The 1,255-nt window shown below is 49.8% G+C and carries 2 protein-coding genes; one reads left to right on the top strand and one right to left on the bottom strand.

Annotated features, from left to right (window positions below):
* A partial coding sequence (locus tag ACRC27_RS10410) for a tyrosine-type recombinase/integrase (protein ID WP_438639827.1) occupies positions 1 to 413 on the top strand: 413 nt, incomplete at its 5' end.
* 21 nt (positions 414 to 434) lie between these two features.
* Here the strand turns inward: ACRC27_RS10410 and ACRC27_RS10405 are convergent.
* A partial coding sequence (locus ACRC27_RS10405) for a response regulator (protein ID WP_438639826.1) occupies positions 435 to 1,255 on the bottom strand: 821 nt, incomplete at its 5' end.

Raw genomic sequence — 1,255 nt, 5'->3', positions numbered from 1 at the left:
TCCGCCAGTGCTTTGATGGCGATCGCGAAACGGAAGGCTACGATGGGGTGAAAATGCCCTATGCATTAGCGCGTAAATACCCGAATGGACCAATGGAGCTTGGATGGCATTATCTTTTTCCTGCCAGCCGCTTAAGTCGAGATCCGGAAAATCACGCACTTCGTAGGCATCATTTGGATGCCACCACATTACAAAAAGCGGTACGATTTGCGGCGCGTAAATTACAAATCACCAAGCCGGTAAGTTGCCATACGCTACGCCACTCATTCGCGACTCATCTGCTCGCACGCGGTGCGGATATCCGCACGGTGCAGGAGCAACTGGGCCATTCGGATGTGCGCACAACCCAGATCTATACGCACGTCTTACAACAAGGTGCCAGTGGCGTGCGCAGTCCATTTTCTGATTTGTAGTGTGGTTATTCGCGAGTGTGATTATTCGCGTTTTTGGGCGACAAGCCAGTGCTGAAGAGCAGAGAAACTGCTTCGAGTGACATGCTCTAAAGCTTGTTGTGTGCTTGATACTAGCGGATCGTTTTCCAGTTGCTGGCACAGGCTTGTTGCTTGCTGCATCGCTAAGCTCGCACAGCTACTTTTCAGTGTATGTGCCAGCTCAGAGATGGCTTTGCCATTTCCCTGCTCAAACTCTACTTGAATACGCTCCAATAACGGTAGGCTATGGGTTTCAAATAAAGATACCCATTTATGCAAGCGGGCGAAGCCAAATCGCTGATAGTCGTCTCGTAGCTGCTCCAGATTAAGTAAATCAGCTGTACTAACTTGCGCACATTTATCGATAACACGCTCTTCACGCGTATTTTTACCGCTTGGTTGCACTGCAACACTGGCTTGCAGATAGTGTTTCACTAATCGGCATAAGGTTTCTTGCTGTACGGGCTTTTGAATCAAACCACAAAATATATCGCTGATTTTGTCACCTAACGCCTTATCTAAGACATGCGCACTGAACGCGATCCGTGGGATCTGCGGGTAGCGCTCCGCCAACATCACCGCTAACTCAGCACCATCACAATCAGGTAAGGACAAATCCACCAGCATTCCATGCACATATGCAAATTCTCTTACCAAAACGGCTCTTGCTTGCGCGCCGTTTTCTGCCACCAACACCTGCGCACCACTGCTTTCCAGCATCTCGCACGAGATCTGGCGAATCAAGGCATTGTCTTCTATCAGCAATAAGCGCAGGCCATCAAGGGAGCAATCACGTTCACCGCTGTATTGCGCGGGTACCGACG

The sequence above is a fragment of the Plesiomonas sp. genome (assembly GCF_051650925.1).
Classification (GTDB): Bacteria; Pseudomonadota; Gammaproteobacteria; order Enterobacterales; family CAMTGL01; genus Plesiomonas.
The sequence above is the reverse complement of the archived record's forward strand: the minus strand, read 5'-3'. Positions and strand labels throughout refer to the sequence as shown.